The sequence below is a fragment of the Rhizobacter sp. genome, assembly GCF_031412495.1.
Lineage (GTDB): Bacteria > Pseudomonadota > Gammaproteobacteria > Burkholderiales > Burkholderiaceae_C > Schlegelella_A.
In genome coordinates, this window is sequence record NZ_JANODC010000472.1 from 1 (window position 1) to 23,344 (window position 23,344).

A 23,344-nucleotide genomic window follows, 5' to 3' on the forward strand; every position below is an offset into this window, starting at 1 on the left:
GGCCAGGCCGAGGTGGCGCAGCAGCTGCACCATCAGCCAGGCGCTGTCGCGGCACGAGCCGCTGGCGTTGGCGAGCGTCTGCTCCGGCGTCTGCACGCCGTGCTCCATGCGGATCAGGTAGGCGATGCCCTTCTGCAGGCGCTGGTTGAGCGCCATGAGAAAGCCGCTCGTCGGCTGCCGGCCGAGGTCCAGGCCGGCCAGGTAGCCGGCGAACAAGGGCGTGGCCTCGCCCTTGCGCAGGTAGGGCGCGAGCTCGACGAGAAGCTCGGGGTCGTACTCGAACGGGAAGGTCTCCGCGCTCGGCTCGAGGAAGAAGTCGAACGGGTTGAGCACCGCCATCTCGGCGACGAGGTCGACCTCGACCCGGAACGAGGTCGTCGCATCGGGGATGACGAGGCGGGCCAGGTAGTTCGACTGCGGGTCCTGCTGCCAGTTGATGAAGTGCGTGGCCGGCTCCACACGCATCGAGTAGCTCAGGATGCGGGTCCGCGAATGCGGCGCCGGGCGCAGCCGGACGACCTGCGGCCCGAGATGGATCGGCCGGTCGTAGCGGTAGTGGGTGACGTGGTTGAGCGCGACGTGGATCGACATCAGGTCTTCCGAAGGGAGCGGCCCGGTGCCGTCAAGGCGCCACCGGGACGAGAAAGTCGCGGCTGATGCCGGCGCCGAGCGAATTCACGCGCTCGAGGAAACGGGTCAGGTAGGCGTGCAGCCCGGTGGCCAGGATCTCGTCGATGCGCCCGTACTGCAAGTCGGCGTCGAGCCGACCGGCCAGGCGCAGGGTGTCGTGCGATTGCTCGTTGGCGACCCGCTGCAGGTTGCACACCACCTCGTGCATGCAGGCGGCGAGCGAGCGCGGCATGTCGCGTCGCAGGATCAGCAGCTCGGCGACCTTCTCCGGCCGGATCACGTTGCGATAGACCTTGCGGTAGACCTCGAAGCCGGACACCGAGCGCAGCACCGCCGACCAGTGATAGAAGTCGTACTCGACGTCCTTGCCGTTGCCCTGCTCCTGGCTCTGGCTCTGGCTCTGGCTGCCTGCGCCGTTCTGGCTCTGGCTCTGGCTCTGGCTACCGCCACCGTTCTGGCTTTGGCTCTGGCTCTGCCCGGCACGGCGCCGTTCCGCGGCGGTGCCGAAGAACTCGCTCTCGACGCCGTGGAACTTGACGTCGAGCAGTCGCGCGGTGTTGTCGGAACGCTCGAGGAAGCTGCCGATGCGAAGGAAGTGGAAGGCCTCGTCCTGCAGCATCGTGCCGACGGTGACGCCGCGCGAGAGATGCGAGCGGAACTTGACCCACTCGAAGCCCTCGCTCGGGCTGCGCTCGAAGATGTCGCCGGCGACCATGCGCTGGAACTCGAGCCAGGTCTGGTTCTGCGTCTCCCAGACCTCGGTCGTGAGCGTGCCGCGCACGGCGCGCGCGTTCTCGCGCGCCGCCATCAGGCAGCTGCGGATCGACGAGCCGTTGGCGGCATCGCTGACCATGTATTCCATGACGTTGGCCGGCGTCACGTCGCCGTATCGCTTCGCGAAGTCGCCGGTCAGCTCGCTGATGCCGAGCAGGCCGCGCCAGCCGCGCTCGGTCGCCCGCGCCGATTGCGGCAGTAGCGACATCTGGTAGTTGACGTCGAGCATGCGCGCGGTGTTCTCCGCGCGCTCCATGTAGCGGGCCATCCAGAACAGATGGTCGGCGGTCCTAGACAGCATCTCGGTGCTCCGTCATGCCTCGAGGATCCACGTGTCCTTGGTGCCGCCGCCCTGGGACGAGTTGACGACGAGCGAGCCCTCCTTCAGGGCGACCCGGGTGAGCCCGCCCGGCACCATCTGCACGGTCTTGCCGGAGAGGACGAAGGGGCGCAGGTCGATGTGCCGAGGGGCGATGCCGCTCTCGATGAAGTTCGGGCAGGTCGACAGCGCCAGCGTCGGCTGGGCGATGTAGCGGGCCGGGTCGGCCAGCAGGGCAGCGCGGAAATCCTCGATCTCCTGCGCCGTCGCCGCCGGGCCGACCAGCATGCCGTAGCCGCCAGCGCCGTGGACTTCCTTGACGACCAGTTCGCCGAGGTGGGCGAGCACGTAGGAAAGCTCGCCCGGGTCGCGGCAGATCCAGGTCGGCACGTTCTCCAGGATCGGCGCTTCGCCGAGATAGAACTCGATCATCTTCGGCACGTACGGGTAGATCGACTTGTCGTCGGCGACGCCGGTGCCGACGGCGTTCGACAGCGTCACGTTGCCGGCCCGGTAGGCGCCGACGAGCCCGGCGCAGCCTAGCGTCGAGTCGGGACGGAAGACCTCCGGATCGAGGAAGTCGTCGTCGACGCGGCGATAGATCACGTCGACGCGCTTCGGACCCTGCGTCGTGCGCATGTAGACGAAGTTGTCCTTCACGAACAGGTCCTGCCCCTCGACCAGCTCGATGCCCATCTGCTGGGCCAGGAAGGCATGCTCGAAGTAGGCGCTGTTGTACATGCCGGGCGTGAGCACGACCACGGTCGGGTCGTTGACGGCGGCCGGCGCGACCGAGCGCAGCGTCTCGAGCAGGAGGTCGGGGTAGTGCGCGACCGGGGCGACGCGATGGCGGCTGAACAGTTCGGGGAAGAGCCGCATCATCATCTTGCGGTTCTCGAGCATGTACGAGACGCCGCTCGGCACGCGCAGGTTGTCTTCGAGGACGAAGTAGCTGCCGCCGCCGTCGGGATCGGCGGCGCGGACGATGTCGATGCCGGCGATGTGCGAGTAGACGCCGCCGGCGACGTCGACGCCCTTCATCACTTCGCGGTACTGGCTGTTGCCGAGCACCTGCTCGGCCGGGACGATGCCGGCCTTCAGGATCTCCTGGCCGTGGTAGACGTCGTGGACGAAGCGGTTCAGCGCCGTCACGCGCTGGCGCAGGCCGCGCTCGAGCACGTCCCATTCGTGCGCCGGGATGACGCGCGGGATCAGGTCGAAGGGGATCAGGCGCTCGGTGCCGGCGCCGTCGTCCTTGGTGCCGTAGACCGCGAAGGTGATCCCGACGCGGCGAAAGATGACCTCGGCCTCCTCGCGGCGCGTGCGCATCACGTGCGGCGGCTGCTCGGCCAGCCAGCGGTCGTAGCCGCGGTAGTGCTCGCGCACGGACCCGTCGCCGTCGCGCATCTCGTCGAACCCCACAGCCATTCCGTCCCTCCGGGCAGCGAGGGTAGCAAACTCCGCGCCACAAACCCGCCGGCAACGGTGCGCTCTCGTTGGGGCAGCCCTCGAGCCGAGGCTCAGCGCTGGCTTTGCCCCGGCCGGTGATGCCAGTAGCGACGGCCGCGATCGCGCTGGCAGGTGCCTGGGCCCGGCGTTGCCGAATACCACTGCCAGGCGCCGCACTGCGGGCTGGCAAGCACGGCGATGCCGCGGACTCGATAGCGCTCGACGACGTCGGCGGCCGGGTGTCCGAAGCGGTTTCGGTAGCCGGCCTGGAACACCGCCACCGTGGGCGCGACTGCGTCGAGAAAGGCCGGCGTCGACGAGGTCCGGCTGCCGTGATGCGGCGCGAGGAGGACGTCGCTGCGCAAGGCCGTGCCATGCACCGCGACGAGGGCCGCCTCCTGCTCGCGCTCGATGTCGCCGGTCAGCATCGCGCTGCGCCCGGCGCCGGACACGCGCAGCACGCAGGACATCGCATTCGGCTTGAGCGCGCGCTGGTAGTCGGCGGCGGGCGGGCCGAGGACGCTGAAGTCGACGCCGTCCCAGCGCCAGTGCTGGCCCTGCTCGCAGCGGCGCACGTCGCCGGCGGCGCCGAGCACGGGATGGCCGGGCTCGAGCGAGCTCGACAGGGTCGCCACTCGAACGGCGCCGAGGACGGACTTCGCGCCGCCGACGTGATCGAGGTCGCGATGGCTCAGCACGAGCATGTCGATGCGCTGGTCGCCGCGCGTGCGCAGCAAGGGCACGAGCACACGCTGGCCGGCGTCGCTCTCGCGCGAGTACTGCGGGCCGGCGTCGAACAGCAGCACGTGCGAGCGGGTGCGGACGAGCACGGCCGTGCCCTGGCCGACGTCGGCGGCGACGACCTCGAACTCGCCCTCGGCCGGCAGGTCGCGCGGCGGCACGAGCAGGGCCAGGGCCAGCGGCGCGCCGAGCAGCTTCGCGCGCCAGGGCAGCGGCAGGACGAAGAGCGTCGCCGCGGCCAGGCCGGCCCACTGGGCCCAGGCCGGTGCCAGCGCCGCGGTCCAGACCGCCCCGGGGACCGCGGCAAGCGCGGCGAGCACCGCACCGAGACCGGTGACGAAGACGGCGCCGAGCTGCCACAAGGGCGCGGCGACGATGCCGAGCAAGGCGAGCGGCGTGAGCAGCAAGGTGACGAGCGGAATGGCGACGAGGTTGGCCAAGAAGCCGACCAGCGACACCTGCTGGAAGAAGACCAGCGCCAGCGGTGTCAGGCCGAGCGTCGCGACGACCTGCGTGCGCAGGCCCTGCCGGGCGCTGCCGGCCAGGCGCGTCGGCCAGCCACGCCAGCCGGCAGCGTGGCGCGCACCGGCCTCGCCCACGACCGCCGGCGCCGACGCCATCAGCAAGCCGACGGCCACGAAGGAGAGCCAGAAGCCGGGCTGGGTCAGGGCCCACGGGTCCAGCGCCGTGACCGCAGCGGCCGCGCTGAGCAGGACCAGGCTCCACGGCCAGCGCAGGCCGCTGCTCTGCAGCAGCGTCACGGTGAGCAGCATCCAGATCGTCCGCTGCGACGGGATGCCCCAGCCGGAGAAGACCGCGTAGGCGGTCGCCGCGGCGAGGCCGCCCCAGCGCGCCGCCGCCGGCGCCGCCGCGCGGAGCATGGCGCCCGGGCTGCGCCGCCACAGCGCTGCGACGAGGAGCCCGCTCAGCCAGGCGAACATCGTCACGTGCAGGCCGCTGATCGACATCAGGTGGGCGACGCCGGTGTTGCGGAACAGCTCCCAGTCGTCGCGCTCGATGGCGCTCTGGTCGCCGACGGCCAGCGCGGCGAGCACGCCCGCGGCGCGCCGGTCCGGAACGGTGGCGTAGATCGCGTCGCGGAAGTGCTGGCGCAGCCGCTGCATCGGCGCGCCGGCGCCATCCTCGAGCCAGGTCGCCGCCGGCGCGTCGCGCACGTAGCCGGTGGCCCGCACGCCCTGCTCGAAGAGGAACAGCTCGTAGTCGAAGCCGTTCGGGTTCAGGTTGCCGTGCGGCCGGCGCAGGCGCACGGCGAAGCGCCAGCGCTGGCCGGCGCGCAGTTCCCGCTGCGGCGGCGACAGCGCCGCGTCTTCATGGAAGCCGCTGAACCAGCCGAGCGCGAGCCTCCGCGGCACACCGGCCGCTGCGTCCGCGTCGACGCGGAAGCGGAAGCGCAGTCCGCTCGGTCCCTGCTGCGGCAAGCTGGCGACGATGCCGGTGACGACGAGGTCCCGACCCTCGAGCTCCGCCGGCAGCGACTCGCCCAGTTGCAGCGACGCGCGCCATCCCGATGCCGCGAAGCCCAGCACGGCGAGCGCCACCACCGCAATGGCGAAGACGCGCCGCAAGGCGAGCGCCGCCCCGGCCACGGCAAGGGCGCCGAGGGCCAGGCCGACGTGCGCGGGCAGCGGCAGCAGTTCGACTTGACGAAGGTGGACCGCGACCCCGACGAGCCAGGCGAGCAGCAGCGCTGCGAGCCGCCTGCCTGTGCCCGGACCTCCCATCGGGGAAGTGTAGGATTTGCGACCGACCGCTCGCGGACCCACGCCATGGCTTCCATCTACGACCGACTCACCGAGCTCGACATTTCCCTGCCGCCGCTGGCGGCCCCCGCCGGTGCCTACGTGCCCTTCGTTCGCACCGGCTCGCTGGTCTACCTGTCGGGGCACATCGCCAAGCGCGAAGGCAAGCCGTGGGTCGGCCAGCTCGGACGCGACATGACCACCTCGACCGGCAAGAAGGCGGCGCGGGCCGTGGCCATCGACCTGCTCGGAACGCTGCAGGCCGCCGTGGGCGACCTCGACAAGGTAGAGCGGATCGTCCGCATCACGAGCCTCGTCAACAGCACCGCCGAGTTCACCGAGCATCACCTGGTGACGAACGGCTGCTCCGAGCTGATCGGCGAAGTCTTCGGCGAGAAGGGCGCGCACGCGCGCAGCGCCTACGGCGTCGCCCAGCTGCCCCTCGGCGCCTGCGTGGAGATCGAGCTGATCGCCCAGGTCGCGGAATGAGCCGCGCGGGAGGCCGCGCCGGATCGATGGTCCCGTGGTTCGGCCTGGTCGCGCTGGCTTCCTTCGGCGGCGTCGCCGCCGCCCTCGTCTCGCAGCATGTGTATGCGATGGAGCCGTGCCCGTGGTGCGTGCTGCAGCGCCTGATCTTCGTGGCCATCGGTGCGGTGGCGCTGCTCGGGCTGCTCTGGCCGGCGCGCATCGTGCGTCGCATGGCTGCCGCGACCGCCCTGCTGCTGGCCCTGAGCGGCCTGGCATCGGCGCTGTGGCAGCACTTCGTCGCCGCCGCATCGGCCTCGTGCAACCTCACCCTCGCCGACCGCATTGTCAGCGGCACCGGCCTCGACAGCCTGCTGCCCGACGTCTTCGCGCCGCGCGCGAGCTGCGCCGATGCAGCGGTCAACCTGCTCGGCATCCCCTACGCGTTCTGGGCCGCCGCGCTGTTCGTCCTGTGCGCCGTCGCCATGCTGCGGGCGCTCGGCCTGCGCGACTGAAGCCTCGGGCCGCCAGCCTTCAGTGCGCCACGGCGGCGACGACGCGCATCGCCTTCGTCATCGCGTCCTGCCGCCGCCCCTTGCGCGCGCGCCGGCCGACATAGGGCTCGAGGCCGGCGCCGCGCAGCACGTCCTCGCGCGCCTTGCCGCCGCGGCCGGTGCCGAGCACGCGCAGGGCATCGGCGAAGACGGCGACGCTGACGAGCGCGTCCTTCGCCTCGAGGTCGACCAGGGTCAGGCCGCGCCCGCCGTTGCCTTGCAGCTTCAGCTCGTCGAGGCCGAAGACGAGCAGGCGGCCAGCGAGGGTGAGGCAGGCGACGCGCGCCGCTCCGGCGAAGAGCGCGACCGGGGGCAAGGGCTTCTCGTCTTCCTCCAGGTCGAGGAAGGACTTGCCGCCGCGCTGGCGCGCCAGCAGGTCGCCGGCGCGGGCGAGAAGGCCGAAGCCGCCGGTGCCCGCCAGCAGCAGGACCTCGCTGGCCCGGCCCGCGAAGTAGTGTGCCGGCTGCGTGCCGGGCTCGATGTCGACGAGCGAGGTGATCGGCTGGCCGTCGCCGCGCCCGCTCGGCAGGCTGCCGACGGCGGCCGAATAGACGCGCCCGTTGCTGCCGAACACGAGCAGGGCGTCGACCGTGCGGCAGGCGAAGGTGCCGTACAGCGCATCGCCGGCCTTGAAGGCGAGCTGGCCGGCCTCGACCTCGTGGCCCTTGAGCGCCCTGACCCAGCCCTTCAGGCTCACGACCACGGTCACCGGCTCGTCGACGACGCGGGTCTCGAGGACGGTGCGCTTCTGCTCGAGGATCAGCGTGCGCCGGTCGTCGCCGTGGGCCTTCGCATCGGCTTCGATCTCCTTGATCAGCGTGCGCCTGAGCGTCGGCGGGCTCTTCAGGATCTCGTCGAGCTTTTCCTCGTCGCCGCGCAGCGACTTCAGCTCCTGCTCGATGCGGAGGTCCTCGAGTCGGGCCAGCTGGCGCAGGCGGATCTCGAGGATGTCCTCGGCCTGGCGGTCGCTCAGCGCGAAGCGCTCCATCAGCGCCGGCTTCGGCTCGTCGGCGGCGCGGATGATGCGGATCACCTCGTCGAGGTTCAGGAGCACCGTCTGCCGGCCTTCGAGGACATGGATGCGCTCGCGGACCCGGGCCAGGCGGTGTGCCGTGCGACGCTCGACGGTGGCGGTGCGAAAGCCGATCCACTCGACGAGCATCCGGCGCAGGCTCTTCTGCATTGGCCGGCCGTCGCTGCCGATCATCGTCAGGTTGACCGGCGCCGAGCTCTCGAGGCTGGTGTGAGCGAGCAGCATGGCGCTGAATTCACCCGGGTCGATGGTCCGGGTCTTCGGCTCGAAGACGAGCCGCACCGCCGCGTCCTTGTTCGACTCGTCGCGGACGGCGTCGAGCGAGGCGAGCAGCAGCGCCCTCAGCTGCACCTGCTCGGCGCCGAGCGCCTTCTTGCCGGCCTTGACCTTGGGGTTGGTGAGCTCCTCGATCTCCTCGAGCACCTTCTGCGTACTCGTGCCCGGCGGCAGCTCGGTGACGACGAGCTGCCACTGGCCGCGGGCCAGGTCCTCGATCTTCCAGCGCGCACGCACCTTGAGGCTGCCGCGGCCCGAGGCGTAGGCAGCGCGGATCTCCTCGGCGCTGCTGATGATCTGGCCGCCACCGGCGTAGTCGGGCCCGGGAACGAGCGCCGCGAGTGTGTCGTCGCCGAGCTTCTCGTCGCGGATCAGCGCCACCGTCGCCGCCGCGATCTCGCGCAGGTTGTGGCTCGGCACCTCGGTGGCCAGGCCGACGGCGATGCCGCTCGCGCCGTTGAGCAGGACGAACGGCAGGCGCGCCGGCAAGATCTTCGGCTCGATCGTCGATCCGTCGTAGTTGGGCACGAAGTCGACGCTGCCTTCGTCGATCTCGTCGAGCAGCAGGCGCGTGATCGGGGCCAGCCGCGCCTCCGTGTAGCGCATCGCCGCGGCGCCGTCGCCGTCGCGCGAGCCGAAGTTGCCCTGGCCGTCGATCAGCGGGTAGCGCTGCGAGAAGTCCTGCGCCATCCGCACCAGGGCGTCGTAGGCTGCCTGGTCGCCGTGCGGATGGAAGCGCCCGAGCACGTCGCCCACGACGCGCGCGCTCTTCACCGCGCGCGGGCCGGCGCCGGCGGTGAAGCCGAGGCCCATCCGCGCCATCGCGTAGAGGATGCGCCGCTGCACCGGCTTCTGGCCGTCGCTGACGTCGGGCAGCGCCCTGCCCTTGACGACGCTGAGCGCGTACTCGAGGTAGGCGCGCTCGGAGTAGCTGGCGATGTCGACGCCGTCGTCGTCGCCCGCGGTCGCCGGCGCAGGCGTGAAGAGGTCCATGGGTGTAGGGAGGCTCGGTGGGCTGGAACGCGGCGAAGTGTAGCCACCGGCCTGCGTGCTTCCTGCGCACGCGCGGGGTCAGCGGCAGGCGCGCGCCGCGCCGCGATCGAGGTGGAAGTGGTCAGCGTGGGCCGCGTTGTAGTCCGGACCGAGAGTGACCGACCAGAAGCGGCAGGCCCGGGCATGCAACTCGCGCAGGAAGCGCCCGCGCGCGTCGTCGCGGTCCCAGTCGCGCGCGACGCTGACGATGCGCCCGTCGGCGAGCGTGAAGGCCGCCACGTCCAGCGCATTGGCAGCGGCGTGCTCGCTGCGCCGCTGCCCTGCCTCGCCGCCGACGTTGCGGCAAGCGAAGCTGCCGTAGTGGGCGATCCCGACCACCGGCTGGCCGAAGTGCGCACGGGCGAGCGGCTGCACGCCGTGCCGGTCCCACACGGCCAGCGCGACGGCCGCCGGACACGCCAGCACCGCCGGCGGATCGACGCCCGCCGGCAAGGCCGAGACGCGGACGGCGCCAGCCCAGCCGCAGCCCTCGCGCACCGGTCGGTCGGGCACCGCTGAAAAGCCGAGCTGCGTCGCCTGGAGCGTGCGGCGGCAGGTGGCCGGGTCGCGGGCCAGCCGGGCCAGCTTGTAGCCGGTGAGCACATTCGGCCTCTCGTCGGGCCAGAGCGGAGCCCACGGGTTCCAGCGATCGGGCAGGCTCAGCCACTGGTTCCAGAAGGCAGCCGCGACGAGCGCGAACACCGCCCAGGCAGCGGCCACGCCCCAGCCGACGCGAAGCGTGCCGCGGCGCCGGCCCTCAGCCAACGTCGGGCGGCGCGTACGCGGGGACTCGCCGCGACAGGCGAGTCGGCGTCGCCTTGCCGAGCCCCGCGGCGGCGTCGATCGCCTCCAGCACCCGCTCCGGCGCCAGGTGATGGAGCATGTGGCCCATCGCCGGCACGAGGTGGAACTGCGACGGCCGGACGTCGCCGTGCAGCCGCTCCGAATGCGCGGATGGGTCGACGAGGGCGTCGCCCGCGCCGGCGATCAGCACCACCGGGACGCGGATTTCCCGGTAGTGCTTGCCGAGCTCGGCCGCGGCGACGTGCAGCTGCGCGCTCTCGACGGCGGTGGCGCGAAGCTGCGACGGCCTTGCCGTCATCCAGGCCGGAAAGAGCCGAAAGCTCGCCGGCACCGCAGCCGGCGCGAAGATCCGCCTCAAGAGCAACGGCCACGCGGCGCGCACGAGCAGGGGCGAGAAGGTGTGGCGGAGGAAGTCGCCGAGCAGCGGGATGCCGCGTGGCGCCAGGAGCAGCAGGTCGGGTCGGAAGCCCGGGTAGTAGTAGCCCGCTTCGAGGACCAGGCTGCGCACCGCCTGCGGGTGCTGCAGCGCCATCGACACCGCGACCAGCGAAGCCCACGAGTGGCCGAGCACGATGGCCCGGTCGACGCCGATCTGCCGGAGCGCGCCGTGCAGCAGCTGCGCCTGGGCCTGCGGATCCCAGGCGGTGCCGCGCGGCCGTTCGCTGTGGCCGTAGCCCGGCCGGTCGAAGACGATGACGCGGTACTTGCGCGCCGCCAAATCGACCAGGTCGCTGAGCAGGAAGTCGAGGCCCATCATCGCCAGGCCGTGCAACAGGACGAGCGGCTCGCCCGTGCCGCGCTCGACATAGTGCAGCCGGACGCCGTCCACTTCGACGAAGCGCCCGCTAGGCGGATTCTCGCGTTCGGCCTGGCGCGAGCGGTTGCGGACGATCAGCGCCGCGGCGAGAGTGGCGGCGCCGGCCACGGCCAGTCGCCATCCCCAGCGGCTGCGCCGCGCCGCGCCGGTACGTCGCCGACTCACGTTCGTTCCTGGGTCTGGGAGCACGCGGCAGGGATGCAATCCGCGTTCCCGCATCCCGGCCCCCCGGCCGGTGGCGAGGATCAACGCGGGAAGCGCTCCCGCAGCTTCAGCTTCCAGAACTTGCCGGTCGAGGTGCGCGGCACGGCGTCGATGACCTCGTAGCGGTCGGGCAACTGCCACCTGGCGAAGCCCTGCCCGAGCAGGTGCGGCGCGAACTCGTCGGCGAGTCCCGCGGGCGGCAGCCCCTGCCCCGGCTTGAAGACGACGCAGGCCAGCGGCCGCTCGCTCCACTTCTCGTCGGGAATGGCGATCACCGCCGCTTCGGCGACCGCCGGGTGCGCCATCAAGGCGTTCTCGAGATCGACCGAGCTGATCCATTCGCCGCCCGACTTGATCAGGTCCTTGGTGCGGTCGGTGATGCGCACGAAGGCGTGCTCGTCCATCGTCGCCACGTCGCCGGTGCGGAGCCACCCGTCGGCAGTGAACTTGTCCTCGGTCGGCGCAAGGCCGTGGTACGAGCCGGTGATGAAGGGGCCGCGGCACTGGATCTCGCCGGCGGTCTTGCCGTCCCAAGGGGCGTCCGTGCCGTCGTCGCCGCGGATGCGGAGCTCGACCAGGGGGACCGGCACGCCGGCCATGGCCGCGCGGCGAAAGCGCTCCGCCTCGGACCGGGTGTCGTCGCGCACCGCCGTCGTCGCCAGGGGCGAGGTCTCGGTCATGCCCCAGCCCTGGAGGATCCAGACGCCATGCCGGGCGAAGGCACGGATGAGCGCCTCCGGCACCGCGGCGCCGCCGACCATCGAGCGCATGCCCTCGGGCAGGCGCCAACGCCCCGGCTCCTCGCTCTGCGCGCGCTCGAAGCGCTGGATCAGGCCGAGCCAGATCGTCGGCACGCCGAGCGACAGGGTGGGCGGCTCGAGCTGCATCAGGTCGAGCAGGTCGTCGGGATGCAAGTGCGGCCCCGGGAAGACGATCTTGGTCCCGGTCATGACGGCGCCGTACGGCACGCCCCAGCAGTTGGCGTGGAACATGGGCGTGACCGGCATCAGCACGTCGGAGGCCTTCATCGACCAGTTCTCGCCGAGGCAGCCGACCAGCGTGTGCAGCACCGTCGAGCGGTGCGAGTAGACGACGCCCTTGGGCCGGCCGGTCGTTCCGGACGTGTAGCACATGGCGACCGGATCGTTCTCGTCGTGCGCGGCGTAGACGAAGGCGTCGCCGTCGGCCTCGGCGAGCAGGTGCTCGTAATCGACATGCCCGGTGCTGGCATCGACCGGCGCGCCCGAGAACGGCACCACGATCACCTTCTCGAAGGCATGCTTGCCGGCGAACTGCCGGTACAGCGGCAGCAGGATGTCGTCGACGACCAGGAAGCGGTCGGCGGCGTCGGCGGCGATCCAGCCGATCTCGTCCGGCGCGAGGCGCAGGTTGAGCGTGTGCATCACGCCGCCCGCGGCCGGGATGCCGAAGTAGCACTCCAGGTGCGCGTAGTGGTTCCAGCACAGCGTGGCGACGCGGTCCCCCTTCCTCAGGCCCAGCGCGGCGAGCGCGGCGGCGAGGCGGCGCGTGCGCCGGTGGTACTCGCCGAAGGTGTGCGTGCGCAGCGACTTGTCGGGCAGGCGCGAGACGATGGCGTTCTGCGCAAAGATCGTCCCGGCCCGATCGAGCAGGTGGTTGAGCGACAGGGGCACGTCCATCATCGTCGACTTCATCGCCTCTCCTCCCGGTGTGTCAGGTCGCGCTCGCCGCGCCGGCGCGCGCCTCGACGAGCGCCCGATGCTCCGGCTCGAGCATCGACAGCACGATCAGCGAGTCGTAGCCGTCGCCGTGGCGCACGCTCTCGCGCAGGCGCCCTTCCTCGACGAAGCCTTCGCTGCGATAGAGCGCCAGCGCCCGCGCGTTGGCGCTTTTCACGTCGAGCCAGAAGCGGTGCGCGCGCAGGTCGCGGAAGGCCATCTCGGCGAGCAGGCGGACGCAGGCGCGGCCGTAGCCCAGCCCCTTCGGCTGCAGGACGATGCGCTTCAGCTCGACCGAGCCGTGCGGGTTGCGGCAGCCCTGCAGGATGACGAAGCCGGCCGACGGATAGGCCCGCCCGGCCTCGATGATGAAATGGCGGAAGTCGGGGAAGCGCACGGCGCCTTCGTGCTGGACCCGCTCCCACGGCGTGATGAAGGGGCGGTTCTCCGGGTCGTTCTCGACCGTCTGCACGAAGTCGAGGTCCGACAGCATCGTCGGCCGCAGGCGCAGCGACAGCGGCGTGCTCACACGTCGACCTCGATCGCGTGGCCGCGCAGCTCCATCAGCTCGCGCCGCGCCTGGGCCTCGCCCTTGCCCATCAGCTTGGTGAGCGATTCCACGGTGGCGGCGAACCCGGCGGCGCCGAAGTGGATGGCGAGGAGGCGGCGGGTCTCCGGGTTGAGCGTCGTGTCCCACAGCTGCTCGGCGTTCATCTCGCCGAGGCCCTTGAAGCGGCTGACGCTCCAGGAGCCGTCGCGCGCGCCCTCCTTCAGCAGCCGGTCGGTGATGGCGCGCAGCTCGCCTTCGTCGAGCGCGTAGATCTTGGCCGCCGGCTTCTTGCCGCGCGCGAGCGCATCGACGCGGAACAGCGGCGGCTTGGCGACGTACACATGGCCGCGCTCGATCAGCTTCGGAAAGTGGCGGAAGAAAAGCGTGAGCAGCAGGACCTGAATGTGCGAGCCGTCGACGTCGGCGTCGCTCAGGATGCAGACCTTGCCGTAGCGCAGGCCGGAGAGATCGGGCTCGTCGTTAGGGCCGTGCGGATCGACGCCGATCGCGACCGCGATGTCGTGGATCTCGTTGTTGGCGAAGAGCCGGTCGCGCTCGACCTCCCAGGCGTTGAGGATCTTGCCGCGCAGGGGCAGGATCGCCTGCGTCTCCTTGTCGCGGCCCATCTTGGCGCTGCCGCCGGCCGAGTCGCCCTCGACGAGGAAGATCTCGTTCAGGGCGAGGTCGCGGCTCTCGCAATCGGTGAGCTTGCCGGGCAGCACGGCCACGCCCGAGCCGCGCCGCTTCTCGACCCGCTGGCTCGCCTTCTGCCGCGTCTGCGCCTGGCGGATCACCAGGTCGGCCAGCTTCCTGCCGTCGGCGACGTGCTGGTTGAGCCACAGGTCGAGCGGCGGCCGGACGCAGTTCGAGACCAGGCGCAGCGCCTCGCGGCTGTTCAGCCGTTCCTTGATCTGGCCCTGGAACTGCGGGTCGAGGACTTTCGCCGAGAGAACGAAGCTGGCCCGCGAGAAGACGTCGTCGGGCATCACCTTCACGCCCTTGGGCAGCAGCCCGTGCAGGTCGATGAAGCCCTTCACCGCGCCGAACAGGCCGTCCTTGAGGCCGGACTCGTGCGTGCCGCCGGCCACCGTCGGGATCAGGTTGACGTAGCTTTCGCGCACCGCGTTGCCGTCCTCGGTGAAGGCCACGCACCAGGATGCGCCCTCGCCCTCGGCGACGTCTTCGCTCTCGCGACCGTCGGCGTGGTGCGATCCCTCGAAGAGCGGGATCAGCGGCTCGCCGGTCAGCACCTGCTGCAGGTAGTCGGCGAGGCCGGCCTCGAACAGCCAGTCCTGCCGCTCGGGCTCGGCCCGGCCGCTCTTCTCGACCGTGAGCGACACCTTGATGCCCGGCATCAGCACCGCCTTGCTGCGCAGCAGGTGGGTCAGCTCGGGGCGCGGCAGCTCGACGCTCTCGAAGTAGCGGGTGTCTGGCCAGACGCGGACCCGGGTCCCGCTCCTGCGCTCGCCCGAAGCGGCTTTGCGCAGCACCAGCGGCTCGACGACGTCGCCGCCGGCGAAGGCGATCGTCGCGACCTGGCCGTTTCGCCAGACGGTGACCTCGAGCCGCTTCGCCAGGGCGTTGGTGACGCTGACGCCGACGCCGTGCAGGCCGCCGGAGAAGCTGTAGGCGCCGCCGCTGCCCTTGTCGAACTTGCCGCCCGCGTGCAGGCGCGTGAAGACGATCTCGACGACGCTCACGCCTTCTTCCGGATGCAGGCCGAAGGGGATGCCGCGGCCGTCGTCGTCGACGCCCACCGAGCCATCGGCGAAGACGGTCACGTCGATCGCCGATGCGTGGCCCGCGAGCGCCTCGTCGGCGGCGTTGTCGATCACCTCCTGGACCACGTGCAGCGGGCTTTCGGTGCGCGTGTACATGCCGGGCCGCTGCTTCACGGGCTCGAGGCCCTTGAGGACCCGGATCGATGCTTCCGCGTACGCGGCGTTCTGTCGGCTGGCCATCGAACGATTCTAGGGAGCAGCTCGCACGCCCACGCCTCATGCCACCCCCTTGCCGCGACGAGGGAGTGCCGGGCCCTGCAACAATGGCCCGATGGCCGCCACCGACTCCCGTCCGACGCTGTCGATGACGCAGGTGCTGGTGTGCGGCGCCATCGTCGTCACCTTGTCCATGGGCATCCGGCACGGCTTCGGCCTTTGGCTGCAGCCGGTGACGATCGAGCGCGGCTGGAACCGCGAGACCTTCGCCTTCGCCCTGGCGGTGCAGAACCTGGCCTGGGGCATCGCCGCGCCGCTCGCCGGCATGCTGGCCGACCGCTGGGGTGCGTTCCGGATCCTCGCGCTCGGCAGCATCCTCTACGCGGCGGGCCTGGTGGTCATGGGTCTGGCGACCACCGGGGCGGGATTCCTCGGCGGTGCCGGGCTCCTGATCGGCATGGCCCAGGCCGGGACGACCTATGCCGTCGTCTTCGGCGTCATCGGCCGCAGCGTCGCTCCCGAACGGCGCAGCTGGGCCATGGGGGTCGCGGCGGCGGCCGGCTCGTTCGGGCAGTTCCTCATGGTGCCGATCGAGGGCGGTCTGATCCAGGGCCTCGGCTGGCAGAACGCGCTGTTCGTCCTCGCCTGCCTCGCCCTCGTCATCATCCCCGTCGCTCTCGGCCTGCGCGAACCGAAGCGCGACGCTGCGACCGCGGCGCAGCAGAGCATCGGCGCGGCGGTGCGCGAAGCACTCGGCCATCGCAGCTTCCAGCTCCTCACCGCCGGCTATTTCGTCTGCGGCTTCCAGCTCGCCTTCGTCGGCGTGCACATGCCGAGCTACCTGAAGGACCACGGCCTGCGGCCCGACGTCGCCACCACGGCGCTGGCGCTGATCGGCCTCTTCAACGTCGTCGGCACGTACGTCGCCGGCTCGCTCGGCGGCCGCCTGCCGAAGAACTACCTGCTGTCGACGATCTATTCGCTTCGCTCGATCGCCATCGTCGCCTTCCTCGCCGCGCCGCTGTCGCCCTGGAGCGTCTACGCCTTCGCCGCGGCGATGGGCTTCCTCTGGCTGTCGACGGTGCCGCTCACGAACGGCATCGTCGCCGAGATCTTCGGCGTCCGCTACCTGTCGATGCTCGGCGGCTTCGTCTTCCTCAGCCACCAGGTCGGCAGCTTTCTCGGCGTCTGGCTCGGCGGGCTCCTGTACGACCGGACCGGCAGCTACCAGGTGGTGTGGTGGATCGCGGTCGCCCTCGGCGTCTTCGCCGCGGTCGTCAACCTGCCGATCCGCGAGAGCGCCATCGTGCGCCCGGCACCGGCATGAAGGGGCGCGCCCTTGCCGCCTACGCGGCCGCGGCCCTGACCCTGCTCGCCGTGTTCGCCGCGTACCTGCGGCCGGAGCTCGCGGTCGACCTCGGCAACCGCCTGTGGAGCTGCTTCTGAGCGAGGCTGCGAGGCACCGGACCGCGGCGCCTTCGCCTTGGGTCGTGCGCTGGGCCCACCTCGTCACGCCGGGCGGATCCGTGCTCGACGTGGCCGCGGGCAGCGGCCGGCACGCGCGCTTCCTGGCCGGCCGCGGCCATGCGGTCATCGCCGTCGACAGCGACGAAGCCGCCCTGATCGAGCTCGCCGGCACGGCCGAGACCGTGGTCGCCGATCTCGAATCCGCGCCGTGGCCGCTGCCCGGCCGCTCGTTCGACGCGGTGGTCGTCACCAACTACCTGTGGCGGCCGCTGCTTCCGCAGATCGTCGCCGCGCTCCGCCCCGGCGGCGTGCTGATCTACGAGACCTTCGCCAGCGGCAACGAGACCGTCGGCCGGCCGGCGCGCCCCGACTTTCTTCTGTGGCCCGGTGAACTTCTGCGTGCCGCCGCGGGTCTGCGCATCGTGGCCTACGAAGACGGGTTCCTGCCCGCGCCCGACCGGTTCGTGCAGCGCATCGTCGCGGTCCGCGACGCTGCGGGCGGCACGGCTCCGCGCCACCTGCTCGAGCCGGCCGAGGCCTGAGGCCGGGTCGCTAGAATCGACAGGTTCAGGAAAGCCCATGAAACCCATCACCGGAAGCATCGTCGCCCTCGTGACGCCGATGCAAGAAGAGCAGCGCATCGACATCGATGCGCTGCGTCGCCTGATCGACTGGCACGTCGAGGAAGGTACCCGCTGCATCGCCGTCGTCGGCACCACCGGCGAGTCGCCGACGGTCTCGGTCGAGGAGCATTGCGAGGTCATCCGCGTCTCGGTCGAGCATGCGCGCGGCCGCATCCCGATCATGGCCGGGACCGGCGGCAACTCGACGGCCGAGGCGATCGAGCTGGCGCGCTTCGCGCTCAAGGCCGGCGCCGACTGCACGCTGTCGGTGGTGCCCTACTACAACAAGCCGTCGCAGGAAGGGATCTACCGCCACTTCCGGACCATCGCCGAAGCGGTCGACCTGCCGATGTTTCTCTACAACGTGCCCTCGCGCACGGTGGCCGACATGCAGACCGAGACCGCGCTGCGCCTGGCGCAGGTGCCGGGCATCGTCGGCATCAAGGACGCCACAGGCGACATCGCCCGCGGCAGCTCGATCCTGCGCCTGGCGCCGCCCGGCTTCGCGGTCTACTCGGGCAACGACGATTCGGCCGTCGCCCTGATGCTGCTCGGCGGGCATGGAAGCGTCAGCGTCACCGCCAACGTCGCGCCGCGCCAGGTCCAGGCCCTCTGCGCGGCTGCCCTGGACGGCAACGCGCGCGAGGCGACCCGGCTGCAGATGCAGTTGCTCGGCCTGCATCAGGCGCTGTTCGTCGAGCCGAGCCCGGCGCCGACCAAATGGGCGCTGAGCCGGCTCGGCCGTTGCGGCACGACGGTGCGCCTGCCGATCACCCCGCTCAGCGAGGCCGGGCAGGCCGTGGTGGCTGCTGCACTTGCAGAAGCCGGGCTGGCGTGAGCCGGCCGGAGCCGGGCGCGGCCATCCGCCCAACCGGAGGCCGGCTCGCCCCGCTGCCTTTCCAGTCATCCGCCATCCCCGATGGAGACCCGCTGACGTGACCTTCCTCCTTTCCCGCGCCGCCCTGCCCTGCCTGGCCGCGCTCGTCCTCCTCGGCGGCTGCTCCACGGTCGGGGACTTCCTGGCCGGCGACAAGGTCGACTACCGCGCCGCCGGCGGCACCCGCACCTCGTCGCTCGAAGTGCCGCCCGACCTCACCCAGCTCGCGCGGGAGTCGCGCTACGCACCGGCGAGCGGGACCGTCACCGCGTCGACGTTCCAGGCCAGCACGGCGACGCAGCCAGTGGCGACGCCGGTCGTCGCGCCGCAGGCGCTGGGCTCGTTCAAGATGGAGCGGCTCGGCAACGAGCGCTGGCTGAGCAGCACGCTGCCGCCCGAGGAGCTGTTCCCGCTGCTGCGCGCGTTCTGGAGGGACAACGGCTTCAACCTGGTCCAGGACCGTGCCGACGCCGGGCTGCTCGAGACCGACTGGACCGAGAACCGGGCCAAGCTGCCCAACGACATCATCCGCAACACGATCGGCAAGGTCTTCGACGCCGCCTTCTCGACCAGCGAGCTCGACAAGTTCCACACCCGCGTCGAGCGCACGCCGACCGGCACCGACGTCTACATCACGCACCGCGGCATGGTCGAGGTCTATGCCAACGACCGCAAGGAGGTCACGGTCTGGCAGCCGCGCCCCACCGACCCGCAGCTCGAGGCCGCGTTCTACTCCCGCCTGCTGGTCCGGCTCGGCGCCAAGGACGAGCAGGCGCGCGCCACCGTCGCGGCGGTCTCCGCCAGTACGGGCCCGCCGCGGGCGCGCACCCTCGACGGCCAGGCGGGAACGACGCTGCAGCTCGACGACGGCTTCGATCGGGCCTGGCGCCGCGTCGGCATCGCACTCGACCGCAGCGGCTTCACCGTCGAGGACCGCGATCGCAACCAGGGCCTGTACTTCGTCCGCTACGTCGACCCCGCCTTCGCCGGCCGCAGCGAGCCGGGCCTGTTCGCCCGCATGTTCAGGTTCGGCAGCAACAAGGCCGACGAAGGCGGCCCGGCCAAGTACCGCGTGAAGGTGACGGGCTCGGGCTCGAGCAGCACCGTCGCGGTGCTGGATTCGCAGGGCCGTCCGGAAACGGGCGAGGCCGGGCAGCGCATCGCCAGGCTCCTCCTCGACGACCTGAAGTAAGAAGCCGGTCCGCTTCCGCGTGATCCGCTTTTGCAGCCTTGGCAGCGGCAGCAGCGGCAATGCCACCGTCGTCGAGGCCACCAGCGGCATCACGACGACGCGCTTGCTGATCGATGCCGGCCTTTCCCTGCGCGAGCTCGACGCCCGCCTCGAGCGGGCCGGGCTTGCCCTCAGCGACATCGACGCCGTCTTCGTGACCCACGAACACGGCGACCATGTCGGCTGCGCGCTGACTCTGGCCGAGCGCAACGACATCCCGGTCTGGATGAGTCGCGGCACCTGGCGCGCGCTCGGCCCGTGCGCGGCACCGCCGCGACTCGCCTTTGCGCGCGACGGCGAGCTGATCCGGGTCGGTGACCTGGAAATCCGCCCGTTCACCGTCGCCCACGACGCCGCCGAGCCGCTGCAGCTGGGCTGCAGCGACGGCGACTCGCTGCTCGTGGTGCTGACGGACCTCGGCTCGATCACGGCGCACATGCTGGACAACCTGGTCGGCTGCGACGCCCTCGTGCTCGAGTGCAACCACGATGCCGGCATGCTCGCCGCGTCGCGCTACCCGCCGTCGCTGAAGTCGCGGATCGGCGGCCGGTTCGGGCACCTCAGCAACGAGGCTGCTGCGGACATCGTCGCCCAGGCAGCCGGCAGTGGCCTGCGCCATCTCGTCGCCGCCCATCTGAGCCGCGAGAACAACACGCCGGATCTGGCCCGCCGCGCCCTGGCTGCGCGCTGGGGGAGCAGCCCGCGCGACGTGGTCGTGGCCGATCCGATGCTGGGCTTTTCATGGCTGCAGCTCGGCTGAAAACCGTCCTCGCACAACCATGAAAAAGCCGCCCGAAGGCGGCTTTTCCGTTTCAGCCGCTCGCCGTCTTACGGACGCGAGGCGGCGCTGGTCGCTGCCGTGGCAGCGGCGTTGGCCGAAGACGCGGCGTCCATCGCCGCCGTGGCGGCGGCGGAGGCAGCACCCGCAGCAGCGGCCGCATCGGTCGACGGGGCCGCCGGCGGCGTGACGATCGTCGTCGTGGACGACGGCGTCGGGGCGGTCATCGTCGCGGGTGGCGTCGTCGTCGTGGTGGTCGTCGTCTCTTCCTTCTTGCTGCAGGCAGTGAAGGAAAGAGCGGCGGCGAGCGTGACCATCAGCAGTGCTGTTTTCATGTTTCTCCTCGGGTTTTAGGTTTGGAACAGTGTCCGGCTTGATCGAAGCCCTCGGTCCGAGAGCCTCCAGCATCGAAGACAAGGAAACGTGAGCCGTCCCCTGTGCCTAACCCTCGATTATAGGGGCCTTAAGGGCTTTCCCTAAAGGCCGAGGGCCGTAACCGGGAAGGCATCGGAAGACCGTTGCAAAAGCGCGTCAACGGTCTCCCGGCCCATCACGAGGTCGGCGGCTTGGCTGGACACGGTGCCCCGGTAGTCCACGTTGTCGACCATGCGCAGGCAGGTCTGTCCCGGCACCAGCAGCAGGGTCGGGATCTGCCGCTCCTCGAGCTCTTCATCGGCGCGGCAGCGGACCACGTGCGACCAGTTTCGCCGCCATTCGACGAAGCGCATGTGCCGGCGCGGCAGCTCGTCGAACCGGTGTGCCATGAGCGTGAGGCTGCGGCCCGACCGGGCCCATCGGGCGAAGGTCTCCACCACTGCGGCGTCGTTCAGAGGCCAGTCGGCAAAGGTCGGGTCGATCATGACGATCTCGCGAGCGCCGACGTCGGCGGCCCCGTCCAGGCACGTACGGACGGCGTCGCGGAACTCGGCGCGCGACGCGACCGCGGTGATGATGTCGTTGCTCATGTCGTGTCTCCCTCGGTCGGGTCGATGCCCAGGCACCAGCCGGCCCGGCTCCATTCGGCCAGCAGCGCGGCGGCCTCCGGGCTCAACTGTGCCAGCGCTCCGGCGTCGAGCCGACGCCGATCCGCCAGACGACGCATCAGGGCGGCATCGCGGCCGCCGGCGCGAAACGACTCGCCGTTGATGAAGATGTGCGAGGCGTCGTAGAGCATCCGCGTGCGACGGTCGAGGGCGATGCCCGCGGCCCCGGCCGAGGCGCTGCCCGCCTCGAACCAGGTGCCTGGCTTCGGCTCGCTGAGCGTCTCGCCGAGGGCGCAGGCCCGTTGCTGCGGATCGGCCACCAGCTTGGCCGCGGCGTCGTCGGCGAAGCGCTGCAGCGCGTGCGGAATGCGTGCGGGGTGCGCCGTCGCTTCGGTGCCCGGGTCACGATAGAGCGGCGTGCCCGGCTTGGCGTCGACGGTTTCCTCGCCGACCGCGGCATCGACCATGCGCTGCAGCACGTCGGCCGCCAGCGCCGGGCCGTGCGGAGCGCGAAAGCCCACCGACGCCGTCATGCACTCGCCGACCGCGGTGCCGTCATGGCCCCAACCCGGCGGCAGGTACAGCATGTCGCCCGCATCGAGCAGCCAGTCGTGCTGCGGCACGAAGTCGGCGAGCATCCTGAGCGGCACGTCGCTGCGCAGCCGTGGCCGCGCCGTTCGGCCGACGCGCCAGCGCCGCTGCCCGGCCAGCTGGATCAGGAAGACGTCGTACGAGTCGAGGTGCGGTCCGACACCGCCGGCGTCGCTGGCGTAAGAGACCATGACGTCGTCGAGCCGCGCATCGGCGATGAAGCGAAAGCGCGCCAGGAGCCGATGCGCCGCATCGTCGTGCAGGTCGACGCCCTGGACGAGCAGGCTCCAGCCGGGCCGCGACAAGGGCGGCAGCGAACGCCGGGGCAACGGCCCCTGACGCAGCGTCCATCGCTCGCCTGCGTGCACGACCAGCCGCGATTCGACGTCGTCACGCGTGGCCAGCTCGAACAGGCGGCGACGGTCGAAGCCGGGCATCGGCTCGGCGAGCGCGGCGCGCACCAGGAGGGGCTTCCTCTGCCAATGCCGACGCATGAATGCGGAGGCCGACAGGCCCCCCAGCAAAGGCGTCGGCCGGGCCAGGTCCATGCCTCATTGTGCGATCATCTTCGGATGCAGATCGCCGCTCCTTGCGTGGTGAGCCTCACCTGGCGACTGGCCGATGCCCAGGGTGTCGAGATCGACGAGCTGAGCGAGCCGGTCGAGTTCTTCTTCGGCGGCAACGACCTGCTCGCCAAGGTGGAGGAAGCACTGGTCGGGCACGAGGTCGGCGACGAGATGACGCTGCACATCGAGCCCGAGCACGCGTTCGGCGACTACGACCCGGAACTCGTCTTCTTCGAGTCGCGCGCGCTGTTCCCCGACGGTGCCGAGCCGGGCATGCAGTTCGAAGGCCCGCCGCCGGGCTCGACCACGGAGGGAATGCCCGAGGACGCGATCTACACGATCACCGAGGTCTACCCGGAGCACGTCGTGCTCGACGGCAACCATCCGCTCGCCGGCATCGCCCTGCGCCTGGCCATGGTCGTCCGCGACGTGCGCGAGGCAAGCGAGGAAGAGATCGAGGCCGGCAGCGTGGGCCAGGGCGTCGTCAGCGTGCTGGGTGCGGCCCAGCCCGGGCGGCACCTGCACTGACCGGCGTCTGCCGGGTCCGCCGCCGGCGCCGGCTCAGGCTGCCGGAACGACGGCGCCGTCCGCGGTCGTGACCGGACCCTTGCCGCTGAAGCGGTCGAGCGCGAGGTAGATGACCGGGGTGATGTAGAGGGTGATGGCCTGCGAGAACACGAGTCCGCCCACCACCGCGAGGCCGAGCGGCTGGCGCAGCTCGGCGCCGGCACCGATGCCCATCGCGATCGGCAGCGCGCCCATCAAGGCCGCCAGCGTCGTCATCATGATGGGCCGAAAGCGCAGGATGCAGGCTTCGCGGATCGCCGCCTCGGGCGTCGCACCGCGGGTGCGCTGCGCATCGAGGGCGAAGTCGATCATCATGATCGCGTTCTTCTTGACGATGCCGATCAAGAGCAGGATGCCGATCGTGGCGATGAGCGTCAGGTCCATGTCGAACAGGCGCAGCGTCAGCAACGCCCCGACCGCCGCCGAAGGCAGGCCGGCCAGGATCGTCAGCGGGTGGATGTAGCTCTCGTAGAGAACGCCGAGCAGGACATAGATCACCAGCAGGGCCGAGACGATCAGGATCGCCTGGCTGCCCTGCGAGCTCTTGAACACCGCCGCATCGCCGCCGTAGCGCGTGATCACCGAGGCCGGCAGGGCAATCTGCTCGCGGTAGCGCTCG

General features: G+C 71.1%; 23 protein-coding genes. 10 read left to right on the plus strand and 13 right to left on the minus strand.

Annotated features, from left to right (window positions below; all coding sequences use genetic code 11):
- From AC30N0_RS17535 to AC30N0_RS17550, 4 genes are all read right to left on the minus strand, one after another.
- On the minus strand, positions 1–591 hold a 591-nt coding region (locus tag AC30N0_RS17535; RefSeq protein ID WP_489519174.1), incomplete at its 3' end, for a transglutaminase family protein.
- A 31-nt stretch (positions 592–622) separates the two neighbouring features.
- Positions 623–1,705, minus strand: coding sequence for an alpha-E domain-containing protein (locus tag AC30N0_RS17540; RefSeq protein WP_489519175.1), 1,083 nt, complete (start codon positions 1,703–1,705; stop codon positions 623–625).
- 12 nt (positions 1,706–1,717) lie between these two features.
- Positions 1,718–3,151, minus strand: coding sequence for a circularly permuted type 2 ATP-grasp protein (locus AC30N0_RS17545; RefSeq protein WP_489519176.1), 1,434 nt, complete (start codon positions 3,149–3,151; stop codon positions 1,718–1,720).
- Between the two features lie 92 nt (positions 3,152–3,243).
- Positions 3,244–5,655: a DNA internalization-related competence protein ComEC/Rec2 gene (locus AC30N0_RS17550; RefSeq protein ID WP_489519177.1), complete on the minus strand. Its 2,412-nt coding sequence runs from the start codon at positions 5,653–5,655 to the stop codon at positions 3,244–3,246.
- 45 nt (positions 5,656–5,700) lie between these two features.
- Here AC30N0_RS17550 and AC30N0_RS17555 point away from each other — a divergent pair, with 45 nt between their 5' ends.
- Positions 5,701–6,162, plus strand: a complete 462-nt coding sequence (locus tag AC30N0_RS17555; protein ID WP_489519178.1) for a RidA family protein — start codon at positions 5,701–5,703, stop codon at positions 6,160–6,162.
- Positions 6,159–6,653, plus strand: a complete 495-nt coding sequence (locus tag AC30N0_RS17560; RefSeq protein ID WP_489519179.1) for a disulfide bond formation protein B — start codon at positions 6,159–6,161, stop codon at positions 6,651–6,653. Before AC30N0_RS17555 ends, AC30N0_RS17560 begins: the two co-directional genes overlap by 4 nt.
- Before the next feature lie 19 nt (positions 6,654–6,672).
- Here the strand turns inward: AC30N0_RS17560 and parC are convergent, their stop codons facing one another.
- From parC to AC30N0_RS17590, 6 genes are all read right to left on the minus strand, one after another.
- A complete protein-coding gene (gene parC, locus AC30N0_RS17565; RefSeq protein ID WP_489519180.1) occupies positions 6,673–8,994 on the minus strand; it encodes a DNA topoisomerase IV subunit A in 2,322 nt (773 codons plus the stop codon).
- A gap of 78 nt (positions 8,995–9,072) precedes the next feature.
- On the minus strand, positions 9,073–9,753 hold the full coding sequence (locus tag AC30N0_RS17570) for an extensin-like domain-containing protein (protein ID WP_489519181.1): 681 nt from the start codon (positions 9,751–9,753) through the stop codon (positions 9,073–9,075).
- Positions 9,754–9,790: 37 nt separating this feature from the next.
- Positions 9,791–10,819, minus strand: a complete 1,029-nt coding sequence (locus AC30N0_RS17575; protein ID WP_489519182.1) for an alpha/beta fold hydrolase — start codon at positions 10,817–10,819, stop codon at positions 9,791–9,793.
- Positions 10,820–10,899: 80 nt separating this feature from the next.
- Positions 10,900–12,531 (minus strand): long-chain-fatty-acid--CoA ligase, encoded by a 1,632-nt coding sequence (locus AC30N0_RS17580; protein ID WP_489519183.1) that lies wholly within the window; start codon positions 12,529–12,531, stop codon positions 10,900–10,902.
- Between the two features lie 19 nt (positions 12,532–12,550).
- Entirely contained in the window at positions 12,551–13,084 is a 534-nt protein-coding gene (locus AC30N0_RS17585; protein WP_489519184.1) for a GNAT family N-acetyltransferase, read from the minus strand.
- Positions 13,081–15,066, minus strand: coding sequence for a DNA topoisomerase IV subunit B (locus tag AC30N0_RS17590; RefSeq protein ID WP_489519185.1), 1,986 nt, complete (start codon positions 15,064–15,066; stop codon positions 13,081–13,083). The genes AC30N0_RS17585 and AC30N0_RS17590 overlap by 4 nt, the downstream gene beginning before the upstream one ends.
- 91 nt (positions 15,067–15,157) lie before the next feature.
- Between AC30N0_RS17590 and AC30N0_RS17595 the strand changes: the two genes are divergently transcribed.
- From AC30N0_RS17595 to AC30N0_RS17625, 7 genes are all read left to right on the plus strand, one after another.
- The gene (locus AC30N0_RS17595; RefSeq protein WP_489519186.1) at positions 15,158–16,369 is read left to right on the plus strand and encodes an MFS transporter; all 1,212 of its coding nucleotides are present in this window, start codon (positions 15,158–15,160) and stop codon (positions 16,367–16,369) included.
- Positions 16,366–16,488, plus strand: a complete 123-nt coding sequence (locus AC30N0_RS17600) for a hypothetical protein (protein WP_489519187.1) — start codon at positions 16,366–16,368, stop codon at positions 16,486–16,488. Before AC30N0_RS17595 ends, AC30N0_RS17600 begins: the two co-directional genes overlap by 4 nt.
- Positions 16,489–16,532: 44 nt before the next feature.
- A complete protein-coding gene (locus AC30N0_RS17605) occupies positions 16,533–17,051 on the plus strand; it encodes a class I SAM-dependent methyltransferase (protein ID WP_489519188.1) in 519 nt (172 codons plus the stop codon).
- A gap of 37 nt (positions 17,052–17,088) precedes the next feature.
- Positions 17,089–17,970 (plus strand): 4-hydroxy-tetrahydrodipicolinate synthase, encoded by an 882-nt coding sequence (gene dapA / locus AC30N0_RS17610; protein WP_489519189.1) that lies wholly within the window; start codon positions 17,089–17,091, stop codon positions 17,968–17,970.
- A 97-nt stretch (positions 17,971–18,067) separates the two neighbouring features.
- Positions 18,068–19,201 (plus strand): NlpB/DapX family lipoprotein, encoded by a 1,134-nt coding sequence (gene bamC, locus AC30N0_RS17615; RefSeq protein WP_489519190.1) that lies wholly within the window; start codon positions 18,068–18,070, stop codon positions 19,199–19,201.
- Between the two features lie 22 nt (positions 19,202–19,223).
- Positions 19,224–20,000, plus strand: a complete 777-nt coding sequence (locus AC30N0_RS17620; protein ID WP_489519196.1) for an MBL fold metallo-hydrolase — start codon at positions 19,224–19,226, stop codon at positions 19,998–20,000.
- Positions 20,001–20,111: 111 nt separating this feature from the next.
- On the plus strand, positions 20,112–20,372 hold the full coding sequence (locus AC30N0_RS17625) for a hypothetical protein (protein ID WP_489519191.1): 261 nt from the start codon (positions 20,112–20,114) through the stop codon (positions 20,370–20,372).
- 122 nt (positions 20,373–20,494) lie between these two features.
- On the opposite strand, the gene AC30N0_RS17630 is transcribed toward AC30N0_RS17625, so the two are convergent.
- Together AC30N0_RS17630 and AC30N0_RS17635 are read right to left on the minus strand one after the other, a co-directional pair.
- On the minus strand, positions 20,495–20,983 hold the full coding sequence (locus AC30N0_RS17630) for a hypothetical protein (protein ID WP_489519192.1): 489 nt from the start codon (positions 20,981–20,983) through the stop codon (positions 20,495–20,497).
- On the minus strand, positions 20,980–22,140 hold the full coding sequence (locus AC30N0_RS17635; protein ID WP_489519193.1) for a cupin domain-containing protein: 1,161 nt from the start codon (positions 22,138–22,140) through the stop codon (positions 20,980–20,982). Before AC30N0_RS17635 ends, AC30N0_RS17630 begins: the two co-directional genes overlap by 4 nt.
- Before the next feature lie 24 nt (positions 22,141–22,164).
- Here AC30N0_RS17635 and AC30N0_RS17640 point away from each other — a divergent pair, with 24 nt between their 5' ends.
- A complete protein-coding gene (locus tag AC30N0_RS17640; RefSeq protein WP_489519194.1) occupies positions 22,165–22,686 on the plus strand; it encodes an FKBP-type peptidyl-prolyl cis-trans isomerase in 522 nt (173 codons plus the stop codon).
- A 33-nt stretch (positions 22,687–22,719) separates the two neighbouring features.
- Here AC30N0_RS17640 and AC30N0_RS17645 read toward each other — a convergent pair.
- Positions 22,720–23,344, minus strand: a 625-nt coding sequence (locus AC30N0_RS17645; protein ID WP_489519195.1) for an efflux RND transporter permease subunit, incomplete at its 5' end; no start/stop codon positions are given.

What these genes read in the sequence shown, in the direction of transcription:
- AC30N0_RS17540 (WP_489519175.1), bottom strand. Translation starts at nt 1,705, where the DNA reads ATGCTGTCTAGGACCGCCGACCATCTGTTCTGGATGGCCCGCTACATG.
- AC30N0_RS17545 (WP_489519176.1), bottom strand. Translation starts at nt 3,151, where the DNA reads ATGGCTGTGGGGTTCGACGAGATGCGCGACGGCGACGGGTCCGTGCGC.
- AC30N0_RS17550 (WP_489519177.1), bottom strand. Translation starts at nt 5,655, where the DNA reads ATGGGAGGTCCGGGCACAGGCAGGCGGCTCGCAGCGCTGCTGCTCGCC.
- AC30N0_RS17555 (WP_489519178.1), top strand. Translation starts at nt 5,701, where the DNA reads ATGGCTTCCATCTACGACCGACTCACCGAGCTCGACATTTCCCTGCCG.
- AC30N0_RS17560 (WP_489519179.1), top strand. Translation starts at nt 6,159, where the DNA reads ATGAGCCGCGCGGGAGGCCGCGCCGGATCGATGGTCCCGTGGTTCGGC.
- parC (WP_489519180.1), bottom strand. Translation starts at nt 8,994, where the DNA reads ATGGACCTCTTCACGCCTGCGCCGGCGACCGCGGGCGACGACGACGGC.
- AC30N0_RS17580 (WP_489519183.1), bottom strand. Translation starts at nt 12,531, where the DNA reads ATGAAGTCGACGATGATGGACGTGCCCCTGTCGCTCAACCACCTGCTC.
- AC30N0_RS17590 (WP_489519185.1), bottom strand. Translation starts at nt 15,066, where the DNA reads ATGGCCAGCCGACAGAACGCCGCGTACGCGGAAGCATCGATCCGGGTC.
- AC30N0_RS17595 (WP_489519186.1), top strand. Translation starts at nt 15,158, where the DNA reads ATGGCCGCCACCGACTCCCGTCCGACGCTGTCGATGACGCAGGTGCTG.
- AC30N0_RS17600 (WP_489519187.1), top strand. Translation starts at nt 16,366, where the DNA reads ATGAAGGGGCGCGCCCTTGCCGCCTACGCGGCCGCGGCCCTGACCCTG.
- dapA (WP_489519189.1), top strand. Translation starts at nt 17,089, where the DNA reads ATGAAACCCATCACCGGAAGCATCGTCGCCCTCGTGACGCCGATGCAA.
- AC30N0_RS17630 (WP_489519192.1), bottom strand. Translation starts at nt 20,983, where the DNA reads ATGAGCAACGACATCATCACCGCGGTCGCGTCGCGCGCCGAGTTCCGC.
- AC30N0_RS17635 (WP_489519193.1), bottom strand. Translation starts at nt 22,140, where the DNA reads ATGGACCTGGCCCGGCCGACGCCTTTGCTGGGGGGCCTGTCGGCCTCC.
- AC30N0_RS17640 (WP_489519194.1), top strand. Translation starts at nt 22,165, where the DNA reads ATGCAGATCGCCGCTCCTTGCGTGGTGAGCCTCACCTGGCGACTGGCC.